The 21140-nt window shown below is 64.3% G+C and carries 21 protein-coding genes; 12 read left to right on the forward strand and 9 right to left on the reverse strand.

Annotation, left to right across the window (positions count from 1 at the left end; translation table 11 throughout):
• Window positions 1-146 precede the first annotated feature (146 nt).
• The gene (locus tag FB481_RS17715; RefSeq protein WP_147177201.1) at window positions 147-821 is read left to right on the forward strand and encodes a DUF1028 domain-containing protein; all 675 of its coding nucleotides are present in this window, start codon (window positions 147-149) and stop codon (window positions 819-821) included.
• Between the two features lie 9 nt (window positions 822-830).
• On the opposite strand, the gene FB481_RS17720 is transcribed toward FB481_RS17715, so the two are convergent.
• A complete protein-coding gene (locus FB481_RS17720) occupies window positions 831-1802 on the reverse strand; it encodes a GlxA family transcriptional regulator (protein ID WP_147177202.1) in 972 nt (323 codons plus the stop codon).
• Between the two features lie 93 nt (window positions 1803-1895).
• On the opposite strand from FB481_RS17720, the gene FB481_RS17725 reads away from it, so the two are divergent.
• The gene (locus tag FB481_RS17725) at window positions 1896-2444 is read left to right on the forward strand and encodes a cysteine hydrolase family protein (protein WP_147177203.1); all 549 of its coding nucleotides are present in this window, start codon (window positions 1896-1898) and stop codon (window positions 2442-2444) included.
• Between the two features lie 215 nt (window positions 2445-2659).
• Here FB481_RS17725 and metE read toward each other — a convergent pair whose 3' ends face one another.
• Complete coding sequence (metE, locus tag FB481_RS17730) at window positions 2660-4957, reverse strand: 5-methyltetrahydropteroyltriglutamate--homocysteine S-methyltransferase (RefSeq protein WP_093507454.1); 2298 nt, start codon at window positions 4955-4957, stop codon at window positions 2660-2662.
• A gap of 193 nt (window positions 4958-5150) precedes the next feature.
• Between metE and FB481_RS17735 the strand changes: the two genes are divergently transcribed.
• The 4 genes from FB481_RS17735 (at window position 5151) to FB481_RS17750 (ending at window position 9053) form a co-directional block, all read left to right on the forward strand.
• Window positions 5151-5966, forward strand: a complete 816-nt coding sequence (locus FB481_RS17735) for an AraC family transcriptional regulator (protein ID WP_147177204.1) — start codon at window positions 5151-5153, stop codon at window positions 5964-5966.
• A gap of 45 nt (window positions 5967-6011) precedes the next feature.
• Window positions 6012-7418, forward strand: coding sequence for an FAD-binding oxidoreductase (locus tag FB481_RS17740; protein ID WP_147177205.1), 1407 nt, complete (start codon window positions 6012-6014; stop codon window positions 7416-7418).
• A 31-nt stretch (window positions 7419-7449) separates the two neighbouring features.
• Window positions 7450-7791, forward strand: coding sequence for a cupin domain-containing protein (locus FB481_RS17745; RefSeq protein WP_147177206.1), 342 nt, complete (start codon window positions 7450-7452; stop codon window positions 7789-7791).
• 185 nt (window positions 7792-7976) lie between these two features.
• Window positions 7977-9053, forward strand: coding sequence for a polyamine ABC transporter substrate-binding protein (locus tag FB481_RS17750; protein ID WP_147177207.1), 1077 nt, complete (start codon window positions 7977-7979; stop codon window positions 9051-9053).
• 45 nt (window positions 9054-9098) lie between these two features.
• Here FB481_RS17750 and FB481_RS17755 read toward each other — a convergent pair whose 3' ends face one another.
• From FB481_RS17755 to FB481_RS17785, 7 genes are all read right to left on the reverse strand, one after another.
• On the reverse strand, window positions 9099-9482 hold the full coding sequence (locus FB481_RS17755; protein ID WP_147177208.1) for a cupin domain-containing protein: 384 nt from the start codon (window positions 9480-9482) through the stop codon (window positions 9099-9101).
• A 49-nt stretch (window positions 9483-9531) separates the two neighbouring features.
• Window positions 9532-10356, reverse strand: coding sequence for an AraC family transcriptional regulator (locus FB481_RS17760; RefSeq protein WP_147177209.1), 825 nt, complete (start codon window positions 10354-10356; stop codon window positions 9532-9534).
• A gap of 110 nt (window positions 10357-10466) precedes the next feature.
• Entirely contained in the window at window positions 10467-11393 is a 927-nt protein-coding gene (locus FB481_RS17765) for a cation diffusion facilitator family transporter (protein WP_147177210.1), read from the reverse strand.
• A gap of 67 nt (window positions 11394-11460) precedes the next feature.
• Window positions 11461-12630, reverse strand: coding sequence for an MFS transporter (locus tag FB481_RS17770; RefSeq protein ID WP_093507468.1), 1170 nt, complete (start codon window positions 12628-12630; stop codon window positions 11461-11463).
• Between the two features lie 77 nt (window positions 12631-12707).
• A complete protein-coding gene (locus FB481_RS17775) occupies window positions 12708-13196 on the reverse strand; it encodes a DUF3237 domain-containing protein (RefSeq protein WP_093507470.1) in 489 nt (162 codons plus the stop codon).
• Between the two features lie 40 nt (window positions 13197-13236).
• On the reverse strand, window positions 13237-14571 hold the full coding sequence (locus FB481_RS17780) for an alginate export family protein (protein ID WP_147177211.1): 1335 nt from the start codon (window positions 14569-14571) through the stop codon (window positions 13237-13239).
• Window positions 14572-14708: 137 nt separating this feature from the next.
• The gene (locus FB481_RS17785) at window positions 14709-15971 is read right to left on the reverse strand and encodes a serine hydrolase (RefSeq protein ID WP_093507474.1); all 1263 of its coding nucleotides are present in this window, start codon (window positions 15969-15971) and stop codon (window positions 14709-14711) included.
• Window positions 15972-16114: 143 nt separating this feature from the next.
• On the opposite strand from FB481_RS17785, the gene FB481_RS17790 reads away from it, so the two are divergent.
• From FB481_RS17790 to FB481_RS17815, 6 genes are all read left to right on the forward strand, one after another.
• Entirely contained in the window at window positions 16115-16726 is a 612-nt protein-coding gene (locus FB481_RS17790) for a TetR/AcrR family transcriptional regulator (protein ID WP_093507476.1), read from the forward strand.
• A 138-nt stretch (window positions 16727-16864) separates the two neighbouring features.
• Window positions 16865-17542 (forward strand): thermostable hemolysin, encoded by a 678-nt coding sequence (locus tag FB481_RS17795; protein ID WP_147177212.1) that lies wholly within the window; start codon window positions 16865-16867, stop codon window positions 17540-17542.
• Window positions 17532-19010 carry an AMP-binding protein gene (locus tag FB481_RS17800; protein WP_147177213.1) on the forward strand — a complete coding sequence of 493 codons (1479 nt, stop codon included), beginning with the start codon at window positions 17532-17534 and terminating at the stop codon, window positions 19008-19010. Before FB481_RS17795 ends, FB481_RS17800 begins: the two co-directional genes overlap by 11 nt.
• Entirely contained in the window at window positions 19007-19693 is a 687-nt protein-coding gene (locus FB481_RS17805) for a TenA family transcriptional regulator (RefSeq protein WP_147177214.1), read from the forward strand. Before FB481_RS17800 ends, FB481_RS17805 begins: the two co-directional genes overlap by 4 nt.
• On the forward strand, window positions 19680-20483 hold the full coding sequence (locus FB481_RS17810; protein WP_093507484.1) for an SDR family oxidoreductase: 804 nt from the start codon (window positions 19680-19682) through the stop codon (window positions 20481-20483). The genes FB481_RS17805 and FB481_RS17810 overlap by 14 nt, the downstream gene beginning before the upstream one ends.
• Complete coding sequence (locus FB481_RS17815) at window positions 20480-21136, forward strand: hypothetical protein (protein WP_093507486.1); 657 nt, start codon at window positions 20480-20482, stop codon at window positions 21134-21136. The genes FB481_RS17810 and FB481_RS17815 overlap by 4 nt, the downstream gene beginning before the upstream one ends.
• Window positions 21137-21140 lie beyond the last annotated feature (4 nt).

Below are 21140 nucleotides of genomic sequence, written 5' to 3' on the forward strand. Positions count from 1 at the left end.
GGCTCGTGGCGATGCCGACAGGAGCGTGGCGGCAAGCGGAGCGAATGATAATGCTTATCAAATAAATTCGGTAGTGCCCCAATACGCCGGCGGAACGATCCGTCATCGCCCACGGCCTAAGCCACACGCGCCTATAGGAGTTGCCCATGACCTTTTCCATCGTCGCCCGCTGCCCACGCACCGGCCAGTTCGGGGTTGCCGCCGCCACCGCCATGCCCGCCGTAGGCAAACTGCTTAGCCATGCCAGTGCCGGTGCCGGCGCGGTGGCGACCCAGGCCCAGGTCAATCCGTATCTGGGGCTCGACGGCCTGGCGCTGTTACGTGACGGCCATTCGGCGCCAGCAGCCCTGAAAAAGCTGATGGGCACCGACCCCTGCATGCAGCTGCGTCAGTTGGCGCTGATCGACCGTAATGGCGACAGCGTATGCTGGACGGGCAGCGATTGCATTCCCTGGGCTGGCTCGCTGTCCGGCGAACAGTTCTCCGTGCAGGGCAATCGCCTGGCCGGGCCGCAAGTGCTCGATGCCGTAGCCGATGCCTTTCGCCGCGGCGAGGAACGCCCGCTGGTTGAACGCCTGATCGATGCCCTGGAAGCCGGTGATGACCGCGGCGGCGACCGCGAAGGCGAGTCCTCGGCGGTCATTTATATTGTCGACCGCGAGGAGTATCCGCTGTGGGACATCCGCGTCGACCATCACCGCGACCCGGTCGCCGAGCTGTGGCGCCTGCACGCGGTGTTCGCCCGTGAGGTGTTGCCGGAAATTCTCGATATGCCGACCCGAGAAAACCCAGCGGGCAAGGCGGCCGAAGATTCGGTATGAGATCTCGCGCTATTGCGCTGGAGCCGCAAAGCGCTTGCGATAGTCACCCGGCGACAGACCGACCAATCGGGTGAACACACCGCGGAAGGCGCCGCTGTCGCGGTAGCCCACCTGCCACGCCACCTGATCGATGCTCTGGCGAGTGAATTCCAGCAGATCCCGCGCCCTGGCCACCCGCAATTGCTGGCAGTACTGGGTCGGGTTCAGGCCCGTGGCCGCCCGGAAGCGACGCAGAAAGGTGCGCTCGCCCAGACACGCCCGCTCAGCCATCTCGCCTAGGCTCGCCTCCACCGTGGCCTGTCCCTGCAACCAGTGCTGCACAGCGAGGATCGGCGCATCGCCATGGTCGAAAACCGGCACGAAGTGGCTGAAGTGCAGCTGCGAGGTGCGGTTCAGGTCGACCACCAGAAAGCGCGCGGTTTCCACCGCGATGGTGGCGCCGAGCAGCCGGTTGACCAGCGCCAGGCCCAGATCCGTCCAGGCCATCAGGCCGCCGGCGGTGATCAGGTCACCGTCCTCCACCAGCATGCGCTCGGGCAGCACGCGAACCTGCGGGTACTGCTGGGCCAGCTCGTTGCCCAGCGCCCAGTGAGTGGTCACCGAGCGGCCGTCGAGCAGCCCGGCCTCGGCCAGCGCAAAGGCGCCGGCACATACCGAGGTCAGGGTCACGCCCGCCGTATGCTGGTCGCGAAGCCAGCTCAGATAAGGCTCGCCCAGCAAACGCCCCGGCGCCGGCTGCAGACAAGGCGGCACGATGATCACCCGCAGGCTGCTCTGCTCAGCGGGCATGCTGTCGTACACGCGATGCAGCGTACCTTGCTCAGCGACTTGCCAATGGCTGATGCGCAGCGCAGCCAGGCCCTCTCGCCCCTGGCTGCCGGCCATGCGGTTGGCCACTGCGAACAAGTCGCCCAGGCCATGCACCGCCGACAGTTGTACACCGGGGTACAGCAGCAGGCCGATCTCCAGGTAGCGCGTCATTGTCAGTTTTTCCCCGTAGATTGTCGGCCCTGCCCGTGCCCGCAGCGGCGCGCCGGGGCTAAGGTGTAGGCCATATATCCCACGGAGAACACCATGAGCAAGCGCGCCCTGATCCTTATCGACATCCAGAACGACTACTTCGCCGGCGGCAAGTGGACCCTGCACGGCATGGACGCCGCCACCGCCAACGCCGCCCGCGTGCTGGCCGCTGCCCGCGCCGCCGGCGACACGGTGGTACATGTGCGCCACGAGTTCGAAAGCATGGACGCGCCCTTCTTCGCCCCGGGCTCCAGCGGCGCGCAGATTCACAGCGAAGTGCAGCCGCTGGGCGGCGAAGCCGTGGTGCTCAAGCACAAGGTCAATGCCTTTCTCGGCACCGACCTCAAGGCGCTGCTAGACAAGGCCGGCGTGGAGCAAATCACCCTGGTCGGCGCCATGAGCCATATGTGCATCGACGCCGCCGCCCGCGCCAGTGCCGATTTCGGTTACGCCACCACGGTGATCCACGACGCCTGTGCGACCCGCGACCAGGAGTTCGAGGGCAAGCAAGTGCCCGCCGCCCAGGTACAGGCCGCTTATATGGCTGCCCTGGCATTTGCCTATGCCACCGTGGTGTCGACCGAGCAGTATCTGGCGGACTGAACACGCGCTCGTAGGAGGCGCTTTAGTCTGTAGGATGGGTCGGGCCGTGTAGGTGCTAACCCATCGGCAAATTGATGGGTTGCCACCCATCCTACATGCGCGCGACGCCACACTCCTTGATGACGCTGCAACTCCGTAGCCTGCGGTTGAGCGCAGCGATACCCAGGGCAATCGCTCCCGGGTATCGCCTCGCTCAACGCCGGGCTATAAACACCTCACGCCAGCTCTCTACGCAGCTGCCGCGCCGCCGCGACCATATTGATCAACGCCGCCTCGGTCTCCGGCCAGCCGCGGGTCTTCAGGCCGCAATCCGGGTTGACCCATAGGCGCTCGGCGGGAATGCGCCGCACCGCCTTGCGCATCAGCTTTACCATCTCGGCGGTGTCCGGCACCCGCGGCGAGTGGATGTCGTAAACGCCCGGGCCGATTTCGTTGGGGTATTCGAAGGCCTCGAAAGCGTCCAGCAACTCCATGTCCGAGCGCGAAGTCTCGATGGTGATCACGTCGGCATCCATGGCGGCGATGGACTCGATCACGTCGTTGAACTCGCTATAGCACATGTGGGTGTGGATCTGGGTGTCGTCGCGCACACCGCTGGCGCACAGGCGAAACGACTCGGTCGCCCAGTCCAGGTAGCGCTGCCACTCGGCCTTGCGCAACGGCAAGCCTTCCCGGAACGCCGCCTCGTCGATCTGGATGACCTTGATACCGGCCGCTTCCAGGTCCACCACCTCTTCACGCAGCGCCAGGGCCAGTTGGCGAGCCTGCACCTCGCGGCTGACGTCCTCGCGGGGGAACGACCACATTAGCATGGTCACCGGGCCGGTCAGCATGCCCTTCATCACCTTGCCAGTGAGGCTCTGGGCATAGCGGATCCACTCCACGGTCATGGCTTTCGGGCGGCTCAGGTCACCGTAGATGATCGCCGGTTTGACGCAACGCGAACCGTAGCTCTGCACCCAGCCGAAGCGGGTGAACAGGTAGCCGTCGAGCTGCTCGGTGAAGTACTCGACCATGTCGTTGCGCTCGGCCTCGCCGTGCACCAGTACGTCCAGGCCCAGGCGTTCCTGAATCTCCACCGCATGGCGAATCTCGGCGTGCATGGCATCGGTGTAATCACCCAGCGACAGCTTGCCCTGCCTGAACGCCTGACGGGCCAGGCGAATCGCCGAGGTCTGCGGAAAGGAGCCGATGGTGGTGGTGGGGAATGGCGGCAGGGCCAGGCCAATGCGCTGCTTGGCGATACGCTGGGCGAAAGGCGAACGGCGCTGGCTGTCGCCCGTTTTAACCGCGGCGAGACGCGCCTGCACCTGGGGTTTGTGAATGCGTGGCGACGCCGCCCGGCCGGCCTGCACGGCGCGGCTTTCGGCCAGCGCCTTGTGTACCTCGGGGGCATCGGGCTGGTTGACGGCCCGCGCCAGCACCGCCACTTCGGCGCACTTCTGGGTGGCGAAGGCCAGCCAGCTTTTCAGTTCCGCATCCAGGCCATCCTCACGGGCCAGGTCTACCGGGCTGTGCAGCAGCGAGCAGGACGGCGCGATCCACAGGCGTTCGCCAAGCCGACTGTGGGCATGGCCGATCACCGCCAGGGCCTTTTCCAGATCGCAGCGCCATACATTGCGGCCATTGACCACACCAAGGGACAGCACCTTGTAGGCCGGCAGGCGGTCGAGAATGGTCGGGTACTGCTCCGGCGCGCGCACCAGGTCGATGTGCAAACCGTCCACCGGCAGGTTGGCGGCCAGGCCGAGATTGTCTTCCAGGCCGCCGAAGTAGGTGGCGATCAGCTTCTTCAGTGGCTCGCGCTGCAAGATGTTGTAAGCGCGTTCGAAGGCATTCTTCCAGTCCTGAGGCAAATCGAGCACTAGGATCGGCTCGTCGATCTGCACCCACTCCACGCCCTGCTCGGCCAGGCGCCGGAAGATCTGCCCGTATAGCGGCAGCAGGCGTTCGAGCAGCTCCAGCTTGTCGAAACCCTGAACATCGCCCTTGAGCTTGCCCAGCCACAGGTAGGTCAGCGGCCCGATCACCACCGGCTTGACGTTGTGGCCAAGAGCATGGGCCTCGGCCACTTCCTCGAACAGCTGCTCCCAGCTGAGAGCGAACTGCTGGTCGGCGGTGAATTCGGGCACCAGGTAGTGGTAGTTGGTATCGAACCACTTGGTCATCTCTTGGGCGTGAGAACCACCGCAGCAGGCATCGCCACTGACGCCACGGGCCATGGCGAACAGCGTCTGCAGGGTCGGTTTGCCGCCCGCCGGGCGGAAGCGCTCGGGAATCACGCCGAAGGTCAGCGAGTGCGCCAGCACCCCGTCATACCAGGCGAAATCGCCGACCGGCAGCAGCTCGATGCCGGCGTCCTTCTGCACCTGCCAATGGCGCGCCCGCAGCTCGCGGCCCACGGCGCGCAGGCCGGCTTCGTCCAGTTCAACTTTCCAGAACGCCTCCTGGGCTTTCTTCAATTCACGGTCACGTCCGATTCGGGGGAATCCGAGGCTGTGGGCCAGGGCCATGGTGATCTCTCCACTGCATAAATGATGGCGTGCATTGTCGAGACTCGGCCCAAGTGAAACAAACTCAACGTGCTAACGTTAAAAACAAGTTTCCCTCATGTTTCATCGATATGGCTCATGCGCCTCGCTCAGCGGCTTGAGGTAAACGGTGCAGTTCGGGCAAGCTGGCTGCAGCCCTGTGGACACGACCGGCATGCCTGAGCTTCCCGACGACCCCGCCCAGACCGAGCGCACCCGCGAAACCGTGCTGCGCTATCACTACAGCTGGAAATACCGCGACCTCGACGCGGTGATGGCGCTGTATCACCCCGAGATCGAGTACCACGACTTCTTCCTCAACCGCGCCATGGGCCTGGCCGAGCTGCGCGACTACGTGCTCAGCACCATGCCGCGCCACCCGGACGAGGCGCTGGAACACACCGACCGCATCCGCATCGACGGCCATACCGCGTTCATCCAGTACCGCACCACGCTGCATGGCGGCGAGGGGCTGGTGTCGTTTCGCACCGCCGAGGCCATCACCGTGCGCGACGGGCTGATCTGGCGGGTCAACGAATACGCTTCGCTGGTGCACGAAGGACCCGATGCGCGGGCGCCGATCCAGAGCAGCGCGGCGATCAGCAAGCTGGGCCTGTCGACCCGCCAGCTGGGCTTCATGGCCCAGGACCTGCAGGATTACTTCCAGAGGCGCCAGCCCTTTCTCGACCCGGCCCTGAGCCTGCAGCAGGTGGCCAGCGCCACCGGCTACAGCCGCAACCAGATTTCCTACCTGCTCAACCAGGTGCTCGGCCAGAGCTTCTACCGCTACGTCAACCAGGCGCGCCTGCAGCACCTGCTCGAACGCCTGCAGGCCGGCAACGATCTGCGGCGCATGGACGAACTGGCCTTCGAGGCCGGCTTCAACTCCCTGACCGCCTTCTACAGCACCTTCCGCCGGCATACCGGAATGACGCCCAAGGCCTACCTGAAAGACCTGTACGCGCGGGCACGCAAGCAAGACAACGCCTGAGTCGGTCACTAGTCTTGCCCCATACATCTTGTGTGGAAGCGGTGCATGAACGACTGGCGCAACATCAGCCTGTGGATGGATCAACTCGATGAGCCCCTGACGCCGCGCCCGTCGCTGCGCGGCGATCTGCAGGTCGACGTGGCCATCATCGGTGCGGGCTACACCGGCCTGTGGACGGCCTACTACCTCAAGCGCCAGGCGCCCAATCTGCGCATCGCCATCCTCGAGGCGAAGATCGCCGGTTTCGGTGCTTCCGGTCGCAACGGCGGCTGGCTGATGGGCAACCTGCTCGGCGAGGATCGCCTGCTCGCCGGCCTCAGCCCGCAGGCACGGCGGGAATCCTACGACCTGCTGCACGGCATTCCCGACGAGGTCGGCCAGGTGCTGGAGCGCGAAGGCATCGACTGCGACTACCGTAAGGGCGGCGTACTGTATTGCGCAGCCCGCTACCCGGAGCAGGAGCTGCGCCTGCGCGAGTACCTGCGCGGCTACCGCGAAGAGGGGCTGAACGACGACGATTATCGCTGGCTGCCCGCCGAGGAGTTGGCCCAGCAACTGCGCATTCCCGGTGCCTACGGGGCGATCCACACCCCCCATTGCGCGACCATCCAGCCGGCCCGCCTGGTTCGTGGCCTGGCGCGTTGCGTCGAAGCCATGGGCGTGAGCATCTATGAAGGCACCCCTGCCCTGAGCTGGCAGGCCGGAAGCGTGCGCTGCGAGGCCGGTGAGGTGCGCGCCGACTGGGTGGTGCCGGCCGTCGAGGGCTACTCACCCAAGCTGCCGCCACTGGGCCGCCATCAGATTCCGGTGCAGAGCCTGATCGTCGCCACCGAACCGCTCCCGGCCTCGACCTGGGCGGAAATCGGCCTGGAGCGCGGCCAGGCGTTTTGCGAAGCCAGCCGCCAGGTCACCTACGGCCAGCGCAGCCGCGACGACCGACTGATCTTCGGCGCCCGCGGTGGCTATCGCTTCGGCAGCAAGCTGCGCAGCGACTTCAACCTCAACGACGAGGAGCGCGGCCTACGCCGCTACCTGTTCAGCGAACTGTTCCCGCAGTTGCGCAACGTGCGCATCACCCACGCCTGGGGCGGCAACCTGGGCATGGCGCGGCGCTTCCACCCGCACATGCTCTGCGACCGCAGCGCCGGCATCGCCCTGTCCGGCGGTTATGGCGGCGAAGGCGTGGGCGCCAGCAACCTCGGCGGGCGCACCCTGGCCGACCTGATTCTCGGCCACAGCACCGTGCTCACCCGCCAGCCCTGGGTACGCCACGAAACCCGCGTGCAGGACCTGCCGCGCTGGGAGCCGGAGCCGTGCCGCTGGCTGGGTTACAACGCGATCATCCGCAGCTTCGTGCGCGAAGACCGGCTGCTGGCCGACCCATCCAGCCGGCCCTGGCAGCGCTACATGGCGCAGCGCATCGCCAGCCTGGTGGAAGGATTCATGAAGTGAACGCCCTCTCCCACATGCAAGGTTTGAAGTCATGACCATCACCCACTTCCGTAATACCGACAGCGTTGCACTCGACGAACACAACCCGGTCGCGGTACCGCTCAGCGAGCCCGCCGCCGTCACTTCGGTGACCTGCGTGGAGCGCGACGACGGCGTGGAAACCGGCATATGGGAATGCACGCCCGGCCGCTGGCGTCGGCAGATCGTGCAACAGGAGTTCTGCCACTTCATCGCGGGGCGCTGCACCTTCATTCCCGACGTGGGCGAGCCCATCGAAATAAAAGCCGGCGACGCGCTGATGTTGCCGGCCAACACCACAGGCGTGTGGAACATACAAGAAACGCTGCGCAAGACCTACGTACTGATTTTCTGAGGATCTATTCAAAGTCTCGCGAGCTAGAGCAATGCAAGGCAAAAACAGGCGAAGAAGCGCAGTTTACGTGCTGTAAATGAGCATTCTGAGCCTGTTTTTAACGCAGCAGTGCCGACGCGCAGCAGGCTTTGAACAGGTCCTGACCGCTGCCTCCACAACATCGACAACAACGGTTGAGGTTTCCCATGCTGAAAACGCTTATCCCGCTGATGCTCGTCGCCTCGGTCAGCCAGGCGGCGCAGGACGTGCGCATCTACAACTGGACCGACTACATCGCCCCCGACACGCTGAAGAGCTTTCAGCAGGCCAGCGGCGTGACGCCCCACTACGACGTTTACGACAGCAACGAAACCCTCGACGCCAAGCTGATGGCCGGGCGCTCCGGCTACGATGTGGCGTTTCCCTCCAACCACTTCATGGCCCGGCAGATCCAGGGCGGCGCGCTCAAGGAGCTGGACAAGAGCCAGTTGCCCAATTGGAAGAACCTCAACCCGACGCTGCTCAAGGCCCTGGAAGGCAACGACCCAGGCAACAAGCACGGTTTCCCGTATCTGTGGGGGAGCACCGGCATCGGCTATAACGTCGAGAAGGTCAAGGCCGTGCTCGGCGACGACGTGCCGCTGGACTCCTGGGACCTGATCTTCAAGCCCGAGCTGATGGCCAAGCTGAGCAAATGCGGCGTGGCGATTCTCGACAACGGCCCGGAAATGCTGCCCATCGCCCTGCACTACCTGGGCCTGCCGCACCACAGCCAGAAGCCCGAGGACTACAAGAAGGCCGAAGCGCTGCTGATGGAGATGCGCAAGAACGTCGCCTACTTCCACTCCTCCAAATATGTCGGTGAGCTGGCCAACGGCGACGTGTGCATGGCGGTGGGCTTCTCTGGCGACATCATGCAGGCCAGCGCCCGTGCCAAGGAGGCCGGCAATGGTGTGAACATCGCCTACGTGATCCCCAAGGAAGGCGCGCCGATGTGGTTCGACATGGTCGCCATGCCCAAGGACGCGCCCAACGAAAAGGCAGCCTATGCCTTCATGAACTACCTGCTCGAGCCAGAGGTGATCGCCGGCATCAGCGATCATGTGCACTACGCCAACGGCAACAGCCAAGCCGACGCGCTGGTCGACACGGCGCTAAAGGCCGACCCCACCGTCTACCCGCCCGCTGACGTGATGGAAAAGCTCTACGCCCTGGAAGCCATGCCGCTGAACATCGACCGCATCCGCACACGGATCTGGACCAAGGTGAAAAGCGGCACCTGAAACGCTTGCCAAGGGTTGGCGCTCGCAGGAGCGCCAACCCGGCCGTCAGATCCACAGATCGTGGATCGCCGTACGCTCCCCGCCCTCCGCCCCGGTGTTCAGCACGCCGCGCGGCTCGATCAGCAGCAACTTCACCTCATCCTCGGCATAGGGTTTGTGCTCCACGCCCCTGGGCACCACGTACAGCTCGCCGCTGCCCAAGGTTACCGAACCGTCACGAAAATCCAGGCGCAGCTGGCCGTCGAGCACCAGAAAGGCTTCATCGGTTTCGGCATGGGCATGCCAGATGAAATCACCCTGCAGGCGCACCACCTTGAACTGGTAGTCGTTTATTTCCGCAACCACCCGCGGTGACCATTGTTCGGCGATCAGGTCAAGCTTGCGGATCAGGTTGATGGATTGTTTGGCAGACGAAACTGGCGGGTTCATGGAGCGTTCCTCGGTTGGTTTTCACCACTCTAGCGAGGGGCCCCAGGCGCTATCTTGTACGATCCTGCAACTTCTGCATGGCCAGCCAGCGCGCCGGGGCCAAGCCGAAGCTGGCCACGAAATGCCGGGTCATATGGCTCTGGTCGAAGAACCCGGCAATCAACGCCGCATCGGCCAGGCCGACACCCGACAGGGCCAGCTCGCGGCAGCGCGCCAGGCGGCGCATGGTCACGTAGCGATAGGGGCTGGTACCGAACAGGGCACGAAAATCCCGCGACAGGCTCCAGCGATCCCGCCCGCTGACATGCTCCAGCTCGTCCAGGGTAATGCTCGCGCCGTTACGGCTGTGGATATACTCGCGCGCCCGCTGCGTAGCGGGGTAATCGAAGGCGCGGCGGCCGCGGGGTTTGCCGGCAACGGCTTCGAGAGCGCGTGCCAGGTCGTATATGGCGCCATCCTCTTCCAGCGACTCCAGCGGGCCGTCCATCGCCTGCAGGAAGCGCTGAGTCGCCCGGCGCAGGCGCACGTCATCACTCAAACCACCCTGAATGAACGGCAGCGGCTTACCGCCGAGCACCTGCTGGATCAGCACCGGGTCGATATACAGCATGCGGTAATGAAAGCCGGCCTCGGTGCCGGCCATGCCGTCATGGAGCTCATCCGGGTGCAGCACCAAAGTGCCGCCGGGCAGGCTGTGACGCATGGCGCGCCGGTAACGAAAACTCTGCACACCGGACAGCGTGCAGCCGATGGCGTAAGCGTCATGGCGATGAGGGTCGTATCCATGGCCGCTGAAATACGCCTCGATGCGCTCCACCCGCCCCTGATCAGGGCTGCGCAGCAACCAGTCGCTGCGGCCTGTCGATTTGCCCATGTCGTTCTCCGTGCCGCTGCCAGGCAGGCGATACGGTAAACCGTCGGGCGCTAAAAAGCTCGTGGCTCGCTAACCCGGGCGACGTCAAGGCATCCGTTGCGCCGCCCTCCTCACCGGGACCACTGCGGGTCCGTGGTGAAGGCGATGGTCAGCCAGCGGTTGGGGCCTTCGTCACCGATGGCCTGGCCGATGACGTCGCGCACGGCGTCCCACTCATCGAGGGTTTGCGCCGGCCAGTCGACCGGCACGATGAAGTACAGCTCGATCTGCCGGGCACGGCCGACTCGCGCAACATAGGCCTGGTGGCTGATGAAACCGTACTGCTCGACGATGCCCTGGGCCACATCATCCACATGTTGTTTGAGCGCCGGAGGGGTGACCAGCAGGATATCCGCCAGTGCCTGGCGAATGGTCGCCAGCGGCATCGGCAGGATCACCAGGCAGATCAATGCCAGCACCGCCGGGTCGATGTACGGGCCAAGCCAGGCGTAGCGCGTCTGCTCAATCAGGTAGCCGACGACGAAGGCAATCAGCAGGGCCAGGGAAATACACCCGGACATCACCCAGCCTTTGGCGTCGAGGGCAAGGAAGTCCGAGCGGATACGCCGGTTGGCACGAAACTCGTAGCTGGCGAACGCGAAGCAGATCAGCGTGGCGACACCGGCATACAGCGCCGCCAGGCCGAACGCCAACGGTGTACCGCCGGACAGCAGATTGGCCAGAGCGTTGATCAGTGCATAGGCCACCACCCCACACAGCAGCGTACCGTTGAGGGCAAGCACCATCGGCTCCAGGTGCCAGAAGCCCATGTTGAAACGCTCGGCCAGCCGGCGGCTGGCCTCGTTCTGCGTGGTGTGCCGGAGAATCAGCGTGGAAACCACCAGGGCCAGGCCGCTCATGCTGGCGTCGGCCAGGGAGTAGACGCCATCGAAGACGATGGAAAACGACCCCGAGAGCAGGCCGATGACGACGCCGAAGGCCGCCACCAACAACGTCATGGCAATCGAGCCACGCAGGATGCCCTGCTCCGTATTCATCTGCGCCCTCCTGCGTTTCAGGGCTGCAAGGGTACCGCGAGGCGGTAGACCTTGCAGCCGCCCTGCCTCAGACCAGACTGCTGACCGGCTTGTGCAGGTTACGGCGCCCGAAGGTCAGCATGATGACCACCAGGACGCAGCCGACCAGGATCGCACCCGAGGACAGCACGAAGATGCTGAAGCGATCATTGCCTTCAATGAACAGGCTCAGCAGGGTCGGCGCCGCGGCGGCCGATGCCACCTGCACCACACCGACGATCTTGGTGAGGCGGCCGGTCGGGTCGTGGGTGACCACCGAGGACATGTAGTACGACAGCGCCAGGTTCCAGCCGAAGTTCATCAGGAACACGGCGATCGCCAGGTCCGAAGCCACGTGGATACGCGTTGCAAACATGTAGATGGCAGCGAGCACGGCCAGCGAGCCGAGCAGGATCATCGGCATGCGACCCAGGTGGCGACCGGCGATGCTTGGCAGCGCCGCACCCGGCAGGCCGCCGAGCAGACCGATGCTGATCGCCCAGCCAATGTCCACCGGTGCGATGCCCGCCTCGCTGGCGATACCCTCAACGAAACCCCACAGTGAGTAGATCGACAGCTGCAGGAACAGCATGCCGAGCAGCGAGCAGACGCCAATCAGGGTCAGCCCGGACAGCATCGGCTCGCTGGAGACGATCTGGTCTTGCTCACTCTGCTTGGTCGGCAGGCAGAAGCACACCAGGCAGAGCAGCACGAACCAGGCCACCAGATAGTAGATTGCCCCCGTAAACCCCTTCCACTCGGCGATCATTGGCAGAATCACCGCGCTGCTGGCGAATAGCGCGGTCTGCACGAACAGCAGAATGCCGAACGAGCGATCCGGCCCATTCATGCGGCCCAGACAATAGATGGCATAGGAATACAAGATTCCGGAGCAGACGCCGGAGATGCAACGCAGTACCAACAGCATGTCTAGCTCGGTGACGCTGGCGGTGGCTACGTTGGCAAATAGCAGCACGAGAGACGTGCTCAGGGCGATGGTGCGTGGCCCGAGAAAGCGCAGCATCGGCACATACAGCAACGTGCCGACGATGGAGCCGCACATCTCGGCGGACATGGTCCAGCTCTGCTGGAGCAGAGTCAGGGTCAGACGTTCGGTCAACAGACCGATGAAAATCGGCTGCACGCCGATGACGATGATCGAAGCAGCCGCGATGAAAATACAGGCGGCACGTACAAGGTTCTGGTTGGCGGTGTTCATGGTCGTTACCTGCCGGCTGGGCCACCGGGTGGCCTGCCGTTTCAGTGAAATTCAGGAATGGCGAAAAGGAAAGCCGGTCAGGCGAGTCGGTAGCAGTGAATGACCACCTGATCGGCGGCGGGATAAACCACCTTGCCGATCAGCGCACTGCGGGTCAGCCAGTCCAGTCGCCCGCTCGCCACCTGAAAGCGCGGCGAACAGGTGCATTGGTACTTCTGCTCGTCGACCGGCCAGATGCCTTGCGCGTCGAGTTCGCGGGCCTTGTCGCTGAGCACGATCACGCCGACGTTGTGGATGTTGATCCGCTCGCCGCGGTCGCTGAGCAGGCTGTAGCGGGCATCCAGCTCACCCACGCCGTCGCTGCGCTGCAGGTAGAAGTCGGCGCCGCCGGCGAGCACTTCGCCACGTACGTCCAGGCCTTCGAAATGCCCACCGAGGATGGGAAAATTGCTGCGCTGGCCATCCGTGCAAGCGCCCAGCCCTTCTCCTGCGGCGATCAACACATGGATGCTCATTACCCATTCCAGAGTCGGCACGCCGAGCCCGGTTTGCGCTGTGGTTGTCATCACGCACTCCTGCGCCCCAGAGGGCGCTGCTGGCTCGGTTTCAGTAGCGGTAGGTCATGTACAGTTCGAGGGCGCTGAACTGGTCGTCGTCGCCGAAGGCCTGCTTGGCCGCCGACTTGGCGTTCACCCAGTTGTAGGCCACCGAACCGTAGAAGCTCGGGGTGGGCGTCCAGTCGAGGAACACCACGGTCTCGTCGGCGAAGCGGCGATCATCCACGGCGGCACCGCGGAAATTCTTCTCGTCGAGCCAGAACTGGTAATGGATGGTGCCCAGGGCCAGGGTGTCGGTCAGGCGGGTACGGATCGAGAACTGCTGAACCCGTTCGTTGCTGTTGAACAACAGGTAGTTGCCCACCACGTCGCCGACCAGCCAGCTGCTCCAGTCCACGAAGCCCTTGCTGAGCGGATCCCAGGCCTTCTGAGTGTTGTCGGTCAGGTCGTCGTCGCCGGAGAACACCGCGTAGCGGTAGCCCAGCGTCGGGGTCAACGGCAGATCCTGAAACAGATAATCGGCTTGCGCGTACCAGGCATCGGCATCGAATTTCAGCGTGGAGTCGCCACCGCGCTGCACGGCATATTCGCCGTTGAGGGTCAGGTTCGGCACACCCGGCAGATGACCACGCAAGGCGCGGACGTTGAACACCTCCATGCCGTCGCGGCGTACCGCGTTGCTGCTTTTGCTCGCCTCCGTGTCGACCTTCATGGCCATCGCGCCGAGGGTTACCTGGCCGTCGAGATCGTAGTCCAGGTTGCCACCGGTCATGCGGTAGTCGCCGTAATGATCATCGGTGCGCAGGGTGAACGCCTGGGCCTTCACCGGGCCGTGGCTCCAGTCGAGAATCGCCGAATCCTTGAAGGCCGTGCGCGGGCCGAGCCAGTAGGCGCCATCGCCGAACAGGTCGAGGTTACCGTCCATGACGATGAAGCCGGTGCCGATGGTGTAGTTCTGCCGGCCGGCGGTGAACTTCCAGTCGCCGGCGCGAAAACCGACGTAGGCCTCTTCTGTGTTGATGCGGTTGTCGGAGCTGCGCGTGGTGCCAGCGGCATCGCCGTCACCGAAGGTCCAGGCGCCAACCGCTGAGGCACCGGCCAGCAGGCTGACGGTTTCATTGAGGGAGTAATCGAGGGTGATGCCTGGCTTGAGGTAAGCCTCCTGCCAGTTGATCTTGGTGCCTTTGTCTTCGCCGTTACGGGCGTCAGCCACACCTGCGCCGAAGTTGACGCCGCGGGTGGAGACGGAGGCCGCGCCGAAGGTCAGGTTGAGTTCGCCTTTGAGGTTTCCTTCTTCGAACTGGTAACCCGCCAGAGCCGGTTGGCTGAGCAGCGGGAAGCCGAGAGCGAGCAACACGCAGGGGATACGCTTGGACGTGTACATATGAAGCTCCTGTGTATTTTTTTTGTATTACAGGGCAGTGAGTGGTGGCCAATTCGACCACCTATTACCTGACGCAGCAGGCAGGAGCGCCGGCGAACCCGCGCTCTTGGATCTTGTTCTGTTGAAGCAGCGTTGAATCAGCCGCGCAGTTGAGCGGTGATGGTCCTGAGCATTTGTACGGTGTCGATATCCAGCTCGGTGACGGCCTCGGGCAGCGACGACTGCTTGACGATCACCACCTCGGAGTCGAAGTCGACGAACAGGTACTGGCCATGGATGCCGCTGGCCATGATGGCCGGGCTGTGGTCGTTGAAGACGTACCACTGGCTGCGGTAGGAGGCGCCCGGGGTCCACTCGGAGAAGTCCTTGTGCACGCCGTAGATAGCCGGATCGGAACCGGCGGCAATCGCCTCGATCACCGCCTTGTCGATGACCAGCTTGCCGTCGACCTTGCCGCCGTTGCCAAGCATCAGGCCGAAACGGCCCATGTCGCGCAGGGTGGCGTTGAAGCCGGCACCGGCGACGCTGCGGCCCCAGGGGTCGGCCATGAAGTAGGCGTCGCGCTCGCAACCCAGTTGCTGCCATACCGCTTGCAGTTGCTCGGCGCAGCCCACGCCACTGGCGCGCTCCATCACCCAGGCCAGCACTTCGGTGGTGGCGGTCACGTAATGGAACAGGCCGCCATGCTCGCAACGCTTACGCAGCGACGGCAGGTACTGGTACAGCGATTCGTACTGGGCATATTCGGGCAGCGCCGGCTTGAAACCGCAGGCATAGCCGTACTGGGAGCTTTCCGAAGCCGGATCGTCGTACATCTCGGTGTAGTGAACGCCAACGGCCATATCGAACAGATGGCGCACGGTGGCGTCGCCAAAGGCGCTGCCGGCCAGCTCGGGCACGTAATGCTGGGTCTGGGCGTTGGGGTCGAGCACGCCGTCGTGGACCAGTTGCTCACCGAGCACGCCAATCAGCGACTTGGTGACGGAGAACATGATGTGGCGGTCGCTGGCGACCTGGCCGTTGAAATAGTTTTCATAGACCACGCGGCCCTTGTGCAGAACCAGGAAGCTGTCGGTCTTGCTGGCGCGCAGGTGGTCGAGCACGCTCACGGTGCGTCCGCAGCTGCTCTGGAATGTCAGACCTTCGACTTCTGCCGGCGCATGGGCCAGTACCGAGCTTGGCCGCGAACCAGCGGCGACCTCGATGGTGGGACGCAGGCGAGCCAGGTTACGGAAGCCCCAGCGGTTGAACGGCGGCGACATCCAGTTGGCCCAGGTCACGCGCTTTTCCGGCTCGGCAGGAAAGCCCTGCATCAGTACGGGCTCTTGTTCTTGTTTGTCGTACATCTCACTGACTTCCGTATTACGGGAAACCAGGGAGCGGTCGAGGATATGGTTCATCTGACTCATCCTGGAAGTGGCCCTGCGTGCGGCAGGTACGGGAAAATAATTAATCCTATTAATTGTTTTAGTCAATAAAATATTTTCGCGAAAAAACCTAGCCAGCTATCATTCCCGCTAACCCCACGAACCCAGGAGCGACGGTGAGCGGATTACGCGAACGTCAGAAGGAATTACGCCGCCAGGCCATCTCGGCAGCCGCAGTGTCGCTGTTCCAGCGCCAGGGTTTTCGCGAGACCACCATCGAGCAGATCGCCCGCGATGCCGGCGTATCGGCGCCCACGGTTTTCAAGTACTTCGGCAGCAAGCACGAGATCATCCTGGAGATGATCAAGGAGTCCGATCGCCGTGCGCTGATCGACGTGCACAAGCGTATTCCCGAGTTCGACGACCCGGTCGACGCGCTCTGCCACCTGGAAAACATCCTTGTCAGCTATGCCCTGGAAATGTTGCCGCCGGCGCTCTGGCGCGAGCTGTTACCACTGGTGCTGGTGGGCGGCGATGGCGGCCTGCCGGAGGCCTACCGGCAGATGAACCGCGGCCTGCAGGGCGAGATTGCCAACGTGGTGCGCGAACTGCAGGAGGCCGGCAAGCTACGCGCCGACCTGGACGTGGAGCTGGCGGCGTTCCTGCTCAACGACTACTCCCATCTGCAACTGCTGCGCCTGACCGCCAGCGACGAGCCGGACATGCAGGCCCACTCGGCCACCGTGCGGGCCTCCACACGGCTGATTTTCGAAGGCATGCGCGCCTGAACCCCGCAGCGCACGCGTCATACCGTGCGCCAACAGCAGTTGCCCAAACACTGAGCCGCGGCCCGCCAATCATCTTCAGACTTCGTTAAGGTTCGGCCCCGATAGTGTCTCCAACGCCTAGTCACTGGAGCGCTGTCGATGATCGATACCCAATGGAACCTTGCCCTGCCGCTGCACATTGGCCCGTATGCCGGGCGCGATCTGTCGCTGTCGCTGGTGCCGCAACAACACGCTGATCGTGAATCGCTGGAGTGGTTCGTGCGCGAGTGCTTCGCCACTGTGCACCACGCCGACATCCGCCATTTCATGCCTACCCTGATGGCCCTGCGCGATTCGCACGGGACCTTCTGCGCTGCCGCCGGCGTGCGCACCGCCGACAGCGGCGCGCTGTTTCTCGAGCAGTACCTGCAGCAGCCGATCGAGCGCGTGGTGTCGCGGCTCGCAGGTGCCCCGGTGGAGCGCCAGCAGATCGTCGAGGTCGGCAATCTGGCCGCGCGCAGTGGCGGCAGCGCCCGACTCATCATCGTGGTTATGACTTGGCTGCTGGCCCATCGCAAGCTCGACTGGGTGGTCTTTACCGGCGCCGCTTCGCTGATCAACAGCTTTCAGCGTCTGGGCCTCAACCCGCTGTTGCTCGGTGATGCCGACCCGCAGCGCCTGGGTAGCGAACAGCACAGCTGGGGCAGTTACTACGCGCAGCGTCCCCAGGTGTTCGCCGGCAGCATCCGCGCCGGTCTCGCCCATCTGCAGGTCAGCGGCATGGCCGCACGCCTGGGCCTGCCGGCCTTCGATATGGAGCAAAGTCATGCAGCCTGAACTGACTGACTTCAAGGCCCTGCTACTGCTGCACGCTCATCGCCAACCGTCGTGCGCGGCGCTGCGCGACGACAACGGGAGCATCGACTACGCGCAGCTGTGGAGCGAGATCGAAACCCATAAGGCGCTCCTGCTCGCCCAACCCGGCAAGACCTTCGCGCTGTTGATGAACAACAGCCCGCAGATGCTGCTCTGGGACCTGGCCGCGCTGTTCGCCGGCATTCCCTGCGTGACCCTGCCGCCGTTCTTCACCTGGGCGCAGACCGCCCATTGCCTGGAGCAGAGCGGCGTCGACCTGCTGCTGACCGACGCGCCGCTGGCCGAGCAACTGGGTGATGCAGGCTTCCGCCAAGCCGGCGGTTTCTGGGTACGTGAAACCCCGGCCGGCGAATCATTGCCGGCCGGCACCGCCAAGGTTACCTACACCTCGGGGACCACCGGCACCCCCAAAGGCGTGTGCCTGAGTGCCGAATCCCTGTTGCGTGTGGCCCAGGAACTGTACGCCGCCAGCCGTCCGGCCGCGCCGCGCAATTACCTGGCACTGCTGCCGCTCGCAGTACTGCTGGAAAACCTCGGCACCTACGCAGCCCTGCTAGCCGGCGCCAGCGTCACCCTGCTGCCACAACCAAGTCTGGGCATCGAAGGCGCTACCCGGGTCGACTGGCCGCGCCTGCTCGGCCAACTGGTGCGCCAGCAGGCGCAGAGCCTGATCCTGGTGCCGCAGCTGCTGCTCGGCCTCATCATAGCCGTGGAGCACGGGCAGGTGGACGCCGGGCAATTTCACTTCATTGCGGTCGGCGGTGCGCGGGTCAGCGACGAGCTGCTGGAACGTGCTGCGCAGCTGAATCTGCCGGTCTACCAGGGCTATGGTCTTTCCGAATGTGCCTCGGTGGTGTGCCTTAACACCCCGGCCTATAACCGCCCTGGCAGCGTCGGGCGCCCCCTTCCCCATGTCGAGCTGCGCATCGCCGAGGATGGCGAGGTATGGGTACGCGGCTCGGCGCTGCTGGGTTATCTGGGCGAGGCGCCATTCGCCGGCGACTGGCTGGCCACCGGAGATATCGGCGTGCTCGATGCCGACGGTTACCTGTTTCTGAAGGGCCGCAAGAAACATCAGTTCACTACCAGCTTCGGGCGCAACGTCAATCCGGATTGGGTCGAGGCCGAGCTGACCCAACGCGGGGTGATCGCCCAGGCCTTCGTCCACGGTGAAGCCATGGACCACAACATCGCGCTGCTCTGGCCGCTCGACCCGCAGTGCAGCGACGAGGCCCTGGAGAACAGCGTTGCCTGGGCCAACATCGAACTGCCTGACTATGCACGGGTGCACCAGTGGCAGCGCTTGCCCGAACCCTTCACCCCTGCCAACGGCCTGCTCACCAGCAACGGCCGACTGCGCCGCGAGGCCATTATGGCCCGCTACGCCCATCGTTTTTCCACCCCAGTTGCCCAAAAGGAGCAGCCATGACTTTCTTCGACGAACTGCAGAACACCACCGCCGCAGAGCGCCAAGCGCTGTTCGCCACGCCGGTGATTCGCGACGCCCTGGCTGGGCAGGTGAGCCTGGAGGGCTATCGCGCCTTCCTGACGCAGGCCTACTACCACGTGCGCCATACCGTGCCGCTGATGATGGCCTGCGGTGCGCGCCTGCCGGCACGCCTGGAATGGCTGCGCGGCGCGGTATGCGAATACATCGAGGAGGAATACGGCCACGAGCAGTGGATCCTCAATGACATCCGCGTGTGCGGTGGTGAAGCCGAGCAGGTGCGCGATGGCCAGCCATCTCTTCCCATCGAGCTGATGGTCAGCTTTCTCTACGACCTGATCGCCCGCGGCAATCCGGTCGGCCTGCTCGGCATGGTCAACGTGCTTGAGGGCACCAGCATCGCCCTGGCCACTCAAGCCGCCGGCGCCATACGTGAAGGCCTGCAGCTGCCGCCTACGGCATTCAGTTACCTGGCTTCCCACGGTTCGTTGGACATCGGCCACATGGACACCTATCGCAGCCTGATGAACCGCCTCGACGACCGCGCCGACCAGTTGGCAGTGATCCACGCCAGCAAGGTGGTCTACCAACTCTACGCTGAAATGTTCCGCGGCCTGCCACGCCTTGAAACGGCTCATCGGGAGACCCGCCATGCGGCTGTCTGATTGCCGGGTGGTGCTTACCGGCGCCAGCGGTGGCATTGGCATGGCACTCGCCGAACAGCTGTGCGCCGAGGGTGCCCAGGTGCTGGCCGTAACGCGCCAGCCCCAGGTGCTCGAAGCCCTGCAGCGCCAGTACCCACAGCGCATCCACCCGGTGGAGGCGGACCTGCGTGACGCCGCCGGCCGCCACGCCGTGCTCGATGCCGCGCGGCGCATGGGCGGCGTCAACCTGCTGCTCAACGCCGCCGGAGTCAACCGCTTCGCGCTGTTCGAGCAGGTCGATGACGAGCAGATCGACGACCTCCTGACCGTAAACCTCATTGCCACCCTGCAGCTGACCCGCGCCCTGCTGCCGACCTTGCGCAATCAGCCCCATGCGCTGATCGTCAACGTCGGTTCCACCTACGGCTCCATCGGCTATCCGGGCTACGCGGTGTATTGCGCCAGCAAATTCGCCCTGCGTGGTTTCTCCGAAGCGCTGCGCCGCGAACTGGCCGACACCGAGGTCGATGTGCTCTACGTGGCGCCCCGGGCGACCCGCACCGGCATGAACAGCAGCGCCGCCATGGCCCTCAACGAGGCGCTCAACAGCCGCATTGACGAGCCCCAGCGCGTGGCCATGCAGGTGACCAGCGCCATCGAGCGCAATCTGGCCGAGCTCTATCTGGGCTGGCCGGAAAAACTTCTGGTACGCCTCAACGGCTTGCTGCCGGGCCTGGTCGACCGGGCGATCCGCAAACAACTGCCGATCATCCGCCGTTTTATCCACTCCACCGAGATGCCTCCACGATGAAAAAGACGCTGCTTCATCTCACTTTGGCCCTTGCCGCCCTGAGTGCACAAACCGGCGCCTGGGCGCTGGACGCCGCCGGTACCCAGCAACTGCAGGCCATTCAGCAACGCTGGGCGCAGATCCAGTACGACACCCCGGATGACCGCAAGGAGGCCGAGTTCGAGAAGCTGGCGGTGCAGGCCGAAGCCTTCACAGCCGCCGAACCGAAAGCCGCCGAAGCGTGGATCTGGAAAGGCATCGTCACCAGTAGCTGGGCCGGTGCTCAGGGTGGCCTCGGTGCGCTGGGCAAGGTCAAGCAGTCGCGCAGCGATCTGGAAAAGGCCCTGCAGCTCGACCCCGACGCCCTGCAAGGCTCGGCCTACACCAGCCTGGCGGCGCTATACGACCGGGTGCCCGGTTGGCCCATCGGTTTCGGCGATGCCAAGAAGGCCGATGAGCTACTGCGTCAGGCCCTGCTGATCAACCCGAACGGCATCGACAGCCTGTATTTCTGGGGTGATCATCTGGCCCGCGAAGGCAAATATGCCGAAGCCAAGCAAGCATTGCTCAAAGCTCAGCAGGCCGCGCCACGCCCGGGTCGAGAACTGGCCGACCAAGGACGTCAGCGCGAGATATCTGCTTTACTCAACGACGTCGAGCGCAAGATCGATTGATACC

Origin of the sequence: Pseudomonas sp. AG1028 (genome assembly GCF_007993955.1) — a bacterium.
GTDB lineage: Bacteria > Pseudomonadota > Gammaproteobacteria > Pseudomonadales > Pseudomonadaceae > Aquipseudomonas > Aquipseudomonas straminea.

Coding starts and splice junctions, on each gene's coding strand:
- FB481_RS17770 (WP_093507468.1), bottom strand. CDS start 12,630: ATGAACACCGCCAACCAGAACCTTGTACGTGCCGCCTGTATTTTCATC.
- FB481_RS17725 (WP_147177203.1), top strand. CDS start 1,896: ATGAGCAAGCGCGCCCTGATCCTTATCGACATCCAGAACGACTACTTC.
- metE (WP_093507454.1), bottom strand. CDS start 4,957: ATGGCCCTGGCCCACAGCCTCGGATTCCCCCGAATCGGACGTGACCGT.
- FB481_RS17750 (WP_147177207.1), top strand. CDS start 7,977: ATGCTGAAAACGCTTATCCCGCTGATGCTCGTCGCCTCGGTCAGCCAG.
- FB481_RS17745 (WP_147177206.1), top strand. CDS start 7,450: ATGACCATCACCCACTTCCGTAATACCGACAGCGTTGCACTCGACGAA.
- FB481_RS17760 (WP_147177209.1), bottom strand. CDS start 10,356: ATGGGCAAATCGACAGGCCGCAGCGACTGGTTGCTGCGCAGCCCTGAT.
- FB481_RS17775 (WP_093507470.1), bottom strand. CDS start 13,196: ATGACAACCACAGCGCAAACCGGGCTCGGCGTGCCGACTCTGGAATGG.
- FB481_RS17785 (WP_093507474.1), bottom strand. CDS start 15,971: ATGAACCATATCCTCGACCGCTCCCTGGTTTCCCGTAATACGGAAGTC.
- FB481_RS17780 (WP_147177211.1), bottom strand. CDS start 14,571: ATGTACACGTCCAAGCGTATCCCCTGCGTGTTGCTCGCTCTCGGCTTC.
- FB481_RS17765 (WP_147177210.1), bottom strand. CDS start 11,393: ATGAATACGGAGCAGGGCATCCTGCGTGGCTCGATTGCCATGACGTTG.
- FB481_RS17740 (WP_147177205.1), top strand. CDS start 6,012: ATGAACGACTGGCGCAACATCAGCCTGTGGATGGATCAACTCGATGAG.
- FB481_RS17815 (WP_093507486.1), top strand. CDS start 20,480: ATGAAAAAGACGCTGCTTCATCTCACTTTGGCCCTTGCCGCCCTGAGT.
- FB481_RS17755 (WP_147177208.1), bottom strand. CDS start 9,482: ATGAACCCGCCAGTTTCGTCTGCCAAACAATCCATCAACCTGATCCGC.
- FB481_RS17810 (WP_093507484.1), top strand. CDS start 19,680: ATGCGGCTGTCTGATTGCCGGGTGGTGCTTACCGGCGCCAGCGGTGGC.
- FB481_RS17715 (WP_147177201.1), top strand. CDS start 147: ATGACCTTTTCCATCGTCGCCCGCTGCCCACGCACCGGCCAGTTCGGG.
- FB481_RS17720 (WP_147177202.1), bottom strand. CDS start 1,802: ATGACGCGCTACCTGGAGATCGGCCTGCTGCTGTACCCCGGTGTACAA.
- FB481_RS17805 (WP_147177214.1), top strand. CDS start 19,007: ATGACTTTCTTCGACGAACTGCAGAACACCACCGCCGCAGAGCGCCAA.
- FB481_RS17735 (WP_147177204.1), top strand. CDS start 5,151: ATGCCTGAGCTTCCCGACGACCCCGCCCAGACCGAGCGCACCCGCGAA.
- FB481_RS17800 (WP_147177213.1), top strand. CDS start 17,532: ATGCAGCCTGAACTGACTGACTTCAAGGCCCTGCTACTGCTGCACGCT.
- FB481_RS17795 (WP_147177212.1), top strand. CDS start 16,865: ATGATCGATACCCAATGGAACCTTGCCCTGCCGCTGCACATTGGCCCG.